Origin of the sequence: Fusicatenibacter saccharivorans, from assembly GCF_015557635.1 — a bacterium.
Lineage (GTDB): Bacteria > Bacillota > Clostridia > Lachnospirales > Lachnospiraceae > Fusicatenibacter > Fusicatenibacter saccharivorans.
Genome location: NZ_JADNOP010000031.1, coordinates 1 through 7,831, shown reverse-complemented (window position 1 = coordinate 7,831; position 7,831 = coordinate 1). Strand labels below are relative to the sequence as shown.

The following is a 7,831-nucleotide window of genomic DNA, read 5'->3' as shown; positions in this document are numbered from 1 at the left end:
CTCTCCGTTTTCGTCAGAATCACATTGTTCTGAAATACAGGATCAACGTAAGGTGCAATATCCTCACGGGTTCCCCATGAAGCGTTTTGTCAAGTGCTTTTTTGAGTTATTGACGCAAATTATCGTGAAAGTGCGAAAGTGCAAAGTGCAAAGGGTCTGCGTTTTGCACTTTCAGCTTGCGGGTTCGGGTGGCTGCTTCTTCTTGATGAAGTTGTACCATTGACCGCCGACACGCCTTGCGCCTAAAATGCCGCCCATGTTGCGCTTGGCGTTCTGTACCGTCCTTTCGGATATTCCGGCTTCGGCTGCGGCTTTTACAATGTCCTCGCTGGCAAGCTCTTTCCCGTCTGCAAGCAGGTCAAGTATCAGCCTTTTGGCTTGCTCGGTCTTGGTGGCGGTGTTGCCGCCCGCGCCGGACAGCAGCTCGTCAGCGGTGATGTCGTATTCGCCTATCCACGAAAAGCCCGTTTCCGGGTCAAGGCAAAAGGCAACGGGCTTGCCCTCCGGCGCAAGGGAAGATTTGTCATGGACGATAACGCGCACATTCGGTTCTCGCTTCACGCGCCCGATCAGCAGGACGCTCCTTGCTGCGGCGCGGAAGTCGATAGAACCTAAGCCCCGGTATGCGCTCTGCCCTCCGGCAGCTTTGTTGAGATGTCCGATAAGGATAACGGCGCACCCGGTACGCTCGGCAACATCGGCAAGGCGGCGGAACATGGGGCGCACTTCGTTTGCCCGGTTCATGTCGGTTTTTTCGCCCATGTACGCCTGTATGGGGTCAAGGATAATCAGCCGCGCCCCGTTCTGCGTGATTGCCTTTTCTATGCGCTCATCGGACAGGGTAAGCTCCCGCTTGGCTTCATCAATCACAAGCACCCGGTCAAGGTCGGCTTCGGCTTCTATCAAGCGGGGCTTGACGGTATCGCCCAGCCCGTCCTCGGCGGTCTGGTAAATCACTTGGAATGGCGGCAAGGGCTTCATTCCCGGCAGCGTTCCCCCGGTGGTGCAGGCGGCGGCAAGGCGTAGGGCAAAGGTGGTCTTGCCCTCGCCGGGATTGCCTTGCACAATGGTTACTTTCCCAAAGGGGATATACGGCTCCCATAGCCATTCAACGGTCTGTGTGTCAACCTCGCTCATGCAGATAATCTCAACGGTTTCTTCCTGCGGCGGCTCTTTCAAGCCATAGACAGCTTCCCGCAGATATTTCCCGTCTGTGATTTCTGCCCGGTGCTGCAATACCTCGTTCCAGTCCTTGAAAAGAGGAATAAGCCGATGGACGGTCAAGCCCTCCGGCACAAGCTCTGCAAGGCGGCTACAAGCGTCGTTTCCGGCTTCGTCGCTGTCAAGGCAGAGAAAAACGGTCTTGATGTTCGGACGGTCAGAGAGAAAGCGCAACAGGGCTTTTTCTCCCACGCCGCCCAACGCCAGATAGCTTTGCTTCTGCCAGTCCTTTTTGAACAGGCAGAGGAAAGATAAGAGGTCTATCGGGGCTTCAAAGACAAACAACCTTTCGCCCTCGCCACGGTAGCAGAAGTTAAAGGCTTTGTCGCTGCCTTTCACATCAAGCCGAAAACTCCCGGCTGTGCCGCGCTGATGGGCGTATCGCGGTATGCCGCTTTCATCTCTGCCGACGAATACGGCGTTATGGTGGGCGGCCTCCTCGTAAATATCCCCGGTGGAAAAGAAAAAGCCCGTCACATCTTCATCAATACGGCGGGCTGCTGTGAGGTAGTTCCTCGCTATGCGGTTGTCGGTGCTGCGGGGTGGCAGTCGGAAGTCGGATAGGGGCGCGGGGCTTGGTCTGTCCGGCGGCGGGGCGGCTCCTTTTTCGCCTGTCAGCAGTTCAACGGCTTCGGTGAAGCTCTTGCCGAAAAACTCCATGACAAAATCAATGGGTGCACCGCCCTTACTCTGGCTGTGCCTGTACCATTTGTTTCCCCGGACGGTCAGGCTGTCGTGCCGCTTCCAGCGGTATTCATTTCCGGCACGGGTAAGCTGCTCGCCCTGTGATTGCAGGAAAGAAACAAGGTCGGCTTGTTTGGCGCGGTCTATCTGTTCTTGGGTGTAATACATAAAAGTTCAACTCCTTTCAGCGGTCTATATCATGCCGTTTGGTGCGGCTCTGCGTCTGCTCCGGTTGGTCGGCGCGGAGTGCAATATCCACGCACCTGCGGATTTTTTGAAGCTCGGCAACCTCGGCGCGGGTTTCTTTCAGTTTGGTATAATCGCCGTCCCTTTGTGTTTTGAGGTCAGCATATTCCTGTTCCCATTCCGCAATAGGCAAGGTCTTTGTTCCTTTCGGCAGATTTGCATGGAGATAGCGATTTGCTGCGTTCCATAGGGTCAGCTCGGCGCGGTGGGCTTCCTCGTACTTGTCGCGCTTGTTTGTCCAGCCGTTTTGCAGCTTTTTCAGTTCATCGTGAATGGGCTTGTACTCTGTGTAGTTCTTCCCGTATTCAATTAACTTTTGTAGCTTCTTCATGCGTTCCTCGGCGGTTTTCATTCCTGCCCGGATTGAATAGGCTCTATCACTGACAGAGGAAAGAGAAGCGTCCAGCTCGTCAAGATTAGAGATGCCATGCTCGGAGAGATAGTTGACCGCTGCCGCTATGGTTTTCAGTTCATCGGCTGTGTGCTGTTGTTGCCAACGCTGCGAATACTTCCGGCTCTTTTCTCTCTGAACGCTCAAATACTTCATCAACAGATTTGCAAGGTTGGGAGATTGCGGCGGCTGCTTCGGGGCGGTTTCCCACACTTTGAACAGGTCGGCAATCCATTCTTTGAGCTTGCTAACCTGCGCCCGGATTTCCCGTATAAGGCGGTTTGCTTTTTGGATATTTCGGTTCAGTTCGCCTTTCTCGGTGGCTACACCTTTCTTCTCCATTTGACAGGCGGCTACGCCCATATGGACGGTCGGTATTTCGTCAATGCCGCGCTCGGCGTTACTGCGGTGGTCGATACGCTCCGGGCTTCCGGCACGCTCAAGATAGTCGTTTGAAATATCAGCCCATGCCTTGCGCCAAACAAGCGCATTCTCTTGGCTATTCCAGCCCGTGAGGTCAACCTTGTGCGTCTTATATCTGCCGCTTGGCAAGCGGATACGCTCACCGTTTTCATCAAGGTCATATTCCTTTTTGGACTTTGCCGCCCACGCGCCGCGCTCGTCAAGGGGGCGCATAGTCAGCATGATATGACAATGGGGATTGCCGCTGTCGGTGTCGTGAATGGCAAAATCCACACACATTCCTCTGGAAACAAATTGAGAGGAACAGTATTTCCGGACAAGCCGGATCTGTTCCTCTCTGGATAATTCTATGGGGAGTGCTGCGTCAATCTCACGCGCAAGCTGGGCGTTCCCGGCTTTCTCGTAAAGCTCCACGCTGTTCCACAAGGTTGAACGGTCAGAGAATGAGGGCGGCGCGAGGGGCGGCAGCATGATTTCTGTATGGACAACGCCGCCTTTGCGAGTGTAGTCATGGGTCATTCCGTCCCATTCGTTTGTCAGCTTTTCGCCGCTTCGGTAGGCGGCGGCAACGGCTGATTTGCCTTTTCCTCGGCTCACAATGCCGATGTTCCAATGGTAAATGGCTATGGGTATCACCTCCCGGATAGGATAATAAAACCCTCAAAAATGGTACAGACGCCAAAGGCGGGTGTACTGTTTTTGTGGGTGTGCAGGGATAGCCGCGAAGCGGCGCAAGGGGTGCAGCCCCTTGTTGCGGCAAAGCCGCCATATCGGAGCGCGGGGAAATCTCCCTGTGCGGAGATAAGCCCTCGGCAGAGCGCACACGCCCGTAAGGGTGTATAAGTGCGCCCTTAGTTCCTAAGGGATTTTCAGCTTGTCGTTTCCTCGGCTCGTTTTTTCAAAAACTCCTGTGCTGGCTCGCTCGTCAGGGCAAGCCGGAAAAAGGTCTGCGCATCCTCGTCCGGCATGGCAATAAGCTCCGGCACAAGGCTTTCCATGAAGCCGCCGCGCTTGCAAAGCCTGTGGTTTCTCGCCTTGCGTTCCTCGACGGATAGCTTCTGCTTGATGATTTTCTCCCGGTTCTCAAGCTGCCGGATTTTCTTCTTTCCGTCCTCAATCTCGGCTTGCAGCTCCTCGCGGGTTTTCTCTCTTGGCTTTGTCATGGTTGGTTGCTCCTTTCTGCTCATAAGCATAGAAAAAGGACAGTCGATTTTCTCGGCTGCCCTTGTGGGTGGCTATTCAATTTTAGTCTGCTGTTTTCAAATATATAAAATAGCTTGCTGTTCCGCCATAGCCATTTTCAGTATTCCATTCAGCTGTTACTTCATAAATATATCCGCCCAGTTTAAGAGTGAGTACGTTTCCAACAATAGTTACATCTTCGCTGTTTGCAGCAGGCTCTCCCCAATGTTCGTCACTCCAGCACTGCACACTTAAAATTGTATCTGGGTCTTCTGTAAATCTTAATGTAGCTGTTGTTTCTGTTGTTTCAAATGGCGGGGACAACAGATCCTTGCACTCTAACGGGTGTGGGCTATCAGCTATTGTGCTTTCAGCAGTTCCGTCAATATTTGTTTTTTGCCACGAATAAGTTCCTAATACTGCACCGATAGCGGTTTCGTCACTCACAACGCTTAATGTGGGCGGTTCTTCCAAAATTATATTGGCAGTCCCAGAGTTTAGTAATTCATTTGCATAGTTGTTGAGTGCTTCACATGGCTCATATTTTGTCTTATAACCGATACCGTCAATGACAATAAATGGGTTATACGCCATAATATCTGTTTGTGTACCGTCTACCATAGTCAAGGTAAAAACAACGCCTTGTCCAGCATACTCTGTGTAAGAATTATCCTCATTATAGACAACAACATCATTCAAATATTCAACTAATTCTTGGATATTTTCAATCTCAATCGTTTTGTCTGGCGGTGTTAATAACACTTTAGCGGAAACAATCTGCGCTGCGTCCAAATCCTTATACGGTTTTTTCCCCTGTTGTGAAAAAAATACGATTACCGCGATACCTACTAAAATGATACAAGCTATTGCAATCATCAATCTCTTTTTTCTCATGGAACAAGCCTCCTGTTCTTCTCTGTTACTTGTATAGATGAAAAAATTGAAAGGAAGTTTCACTATCTATAAATATCATAGCACATGGTTATGAATAAATCCACCTCATTTCAGCCTGTCAGTGGCCTTGTTTTCTCTGGCAGACCGCCGCGCAGCTTCCCGCCGTTCCTCGTTGTATGGGGCGGTCAGACGGAAAGAGAAGCGCCCCTTTGCAATCTCAAACTCCATGCAGCCCGTTTCGGGGTCTGCGTCGGTCTGGCGGCACTGGTCGGGGTGCTGTCTGGTGTAGGCGGCAAGCCGCTTCTTTAAGTCGGTGTTGTGGGTGCGAATATGGATAAGGGGGTCTTTCTCGTCAAACCAAATATCGGTGGTCTTTTCCTGCTTCGTAAGCCCTGTTCTCATGTAAGCTCCTTTCTGCGCCCCTGTTACGCAATAGGGGCATTTTTCGGGTGTTTTTTCCGGCTCTTGACTTGGGGGAAATGAGGATTTTCAAATAGAAACCGTCCAGACAGGGAATGGTTCGTCGGGGCGGCTGTTATCGCAAGATTTCCGTTTTTTCCGGCTCTTGACCGTCAGACGCAGATAAACGCGAACTGTCGGCAAGTACCAGTTTGAGCAGCTTGTCGCGGAACGTTTCTGTGCTGCTGTGATTGAAAAACAACTCCGCAACAATGGTCTGCCCGTTCCTCTGGGTTGTGATGATACTGTCGGGGGTCTGTTCTGCCATAGGCGGCTCCTTTCTTTGGGCGCAAAAGAGGGATTTCCCGTAGTTCGGAAAATCCCTCTTGGTTGACGGTTATTCTGTTTTACTGTGTGGGCTGTGCGGCGGCAGCCTGTGCCTTTCGCCTTGCCCGGTATTCCCGCGCTTTCATGCGGTCATACTCCCGCTGCTTTTCAAGGTTTCGCGCCCGGTACTCCCTTGAATACTGCCGGTGGTATGCGCGGCTCTTTTCCTTTTTGGCTTCTTCGATTTCCTCCCGCATTTGCCGGATTTCCTGCTCGGTCGGCTCTGCAAGCTGTGTCACTTCATTCTCAAACTTGCCGATATAATTGAAATATATGCTGATGTGCTGGATTGCGTATCTCGCCCTTTTCTGGTCGCGCTCATGCACTTCAATCCGGCTGATAAACTCGTTGAGAATGGCGGGGGTCAGGTCGGTAAAGGCGGCATGGCGTTCCGTCAGCTTCAAAAACTTCTGCGCCCGTCCTCCCGCGTTCTCATAAGCGGATAGCTGCTCTTGGAGCGTGGCAAGCTCCGCTTTCAGCGCATAGTATTCTTCCGAATACTTCTGCGACATTTGCTCATAACGGTCTTGCGGGATAGTGCCGAGGGCGTTGTCCTCATAGAGCTTATTCAGCACCTTGTCAATCTGTTCAAGGCGCGTCGTGATTTGCGGAATACGCTTCTGCTGCTTTTTGGTCTGGTCGGTCTGCTGCATGGCAAGGTTCTTTTTCACTAAGGCTTCAAACTCCGCCCGATTGCTGATAGAATAGTCCTCGATTTTCTTCAGCACTTCTGCGATGGTCTGCATGAGCAAGTCCGCGTCCATGATGTGCGGGGAATTGCATTTCGGATTTCTGGCTTTCCCCTTGTGGTACTCGCTGCAATAGGCAACATGCCGCTTGCCGCCGTTTCGGTAATCTATACGAATGTGCATTTTTGCGCCGCAGTCCTTACAGAAAAGCAAGCCGGACAGAGGGTGGATTTCCCCGTCCCCGTTGGGGCGTTTGACGGGTGCGTTTTCCAAAATCCGCTGTACGGTTTCAAAATCGCTGCGGCTGATAATCGGCTCATGCACATTTTCTGTGATGTGCCACTGACTCCGGTCTACATAGTGGTTATGTTTATCTCGGAAATGCTTTGTGGTCTTGAAGTTGACCACATCGCCGCAATACTCCTGCCGTGTGAGGATATTGGTCAAGGTGACTTTGTTCCACTTGCAGCGGTTATCCTCGTTGAGCGTCTTATTTTTACAGGTTCCCCACCCGCGGTCTTTCATGTAGAAAGTGAGGGTTGGGATTTGCTCCTGTGTCAGATATATGGCGATTTGATTGCGGTTCTTCCCACCGATAAACAGACGGAAAATCAAACGGACAACCTCGGCGGCTTCTTCGTCGATTATCCAAAAATCCTTGTCGTCCGGGTCTTTGACATAGCCGTAAGGGGCTTCGGTGACAATCGGCTTTCCACTCATGCCTTTGGTCTTAATGCCCGTTTTCACTTTCTTGCTGATGTCCTTTGCGTACCACTCCGACATGATATTGATAAAGGGCGCAAACTCCAATGTGTCGGGCTTCTCGCTGTCAATGCCGTTGTTGACCGCGATAAAGCGCACATTGTTCCGTCTGAATATCTCCATAGCGTTTCCGACTTGGAGATAGTCACGCCCCCAGCGGGTAAGGTCTTTCATAATGCAGACACCGATTTTCCCGTTTTCCACATCGTCCATCATGCGGGAGTATGCGGAACGGTCAAAAAACCTGCCGCTTTCGTCATCGTCGATGTAGTGCCGGATATTCGTCAGCTTTAACTGTCTGGCGTAGCTTTCCAGAAATTTCTTCTGATTCTGTATGCTGTTGCTCTCGCCGCCGTCCCTGTCCTCGTCGCCCACGGAAAGGCGGGAGTAAAGGGCTGTAATTTTGCTATAATCAGTCATGTGCATAACCTCCTGTGCGTCCATGTATGTGTCATTTACACTTAAAATTATGCACTCCAGCGGGCCGAACCATATTCCAAACCATGTCGATATTTCTTGGCGTTCTTGCTTTTAAGATACACCGCCAGCCTCA

Annotated in this window: 7 protein-coding genes and 1 pseudogene; all 8 read right to left on the bottom strand. The window is 51.5% G+C overall.

Going from position 1 to position 7,831, the window contains the following annotated elements:
• Window positions 1–171: 171 nt before the first annotated feature.
• Complete coding sequence (locus I2G42_RS15965) at window positions 172–2,073, bottom strand: AAA family ATPase (protein ID WP_055228719.1); 1,902 nt, start codon at window positions 2,071–2,073, stop codon at window positions 172–174.
• A gap of 16 nt (window positions 2,074–2,089) precedes the next feature.
• Window positions 2,090–3,601, bottom strand: a complete 1,512-nt coding sequence (gene mobQ, locus I2G42_RS15960; RefSeq protein ID WP_055228718.1) for a MobQ family relaxase — start codon at window positions 3,599–3,601, stop codon at window positions 2,090–2,092.
• 233 nt (window positions 3,602–3,834) lie between these two features.
• Window positions 3,835–4,128, bottom strand: a complete 294-nt coding sequence (locus I2G42_RS15955; RefSeq protein WP_055228717.1) for a DUF3847 domain-containing protein — start codon at window positions 4,126–4,128, stop codon at window positions 3,835–3,837.
• Window positions 4,129–4,210: 82 nt separating this feature from the next.
• On the bottom strand, window positions 4,211–5,041 hold the full coding sequence (locus tag I2G42_RS16555; protein ID WP_070103256.1) for a hypothetical protein: 831 nt from the start codon (window positions 5,039–5,041) through the stop codon (window positions 4,211–4,213).
• A 105-nt stretch (window positions 5,042–5,146) separates the two neighbouring features.
• Window positions 5,147–5,443 (bottom strand): hypothetical protein, encoded by a 297-nt coding sequence (locus I2G42_RS15945; protein ID WP_055228716.1) that lies wholly within the window; start codon window positions 5,441–5,443, stop codon window positions 5,147–5,149.
• A 133-nt stretch (window positions 5,444–5,576) separates the two neighbouring features.
• Entirely contained in the window at window positions 5,577–5,768 is a 192-nt protein-coding gene (locus I2G42_RS15940) for a transposon-encoded TnpW family protein (protein WP_006060444.1), read from the bottom strand.
• Between the two features lie 79 nt (window positions 5,769–5,847).
• A complete protein-coding gene (locus tag I2G42_RS15935; protein ID WP_330378161.1) occupies window positions 5,848–7,698 on the bottom strand; it encodes a recombinase family protein in 1,851 nt (616 codons plus the stop codon).
• Window positions 7,699–7,754: 56 nt separating this feature from the next.
• Window positions 7,755–7,831 (bottom strand): annotated as a pseudogene (locus I2G42_RS17085) (conjugal transfer protein TraG); the annotation flags it as partial.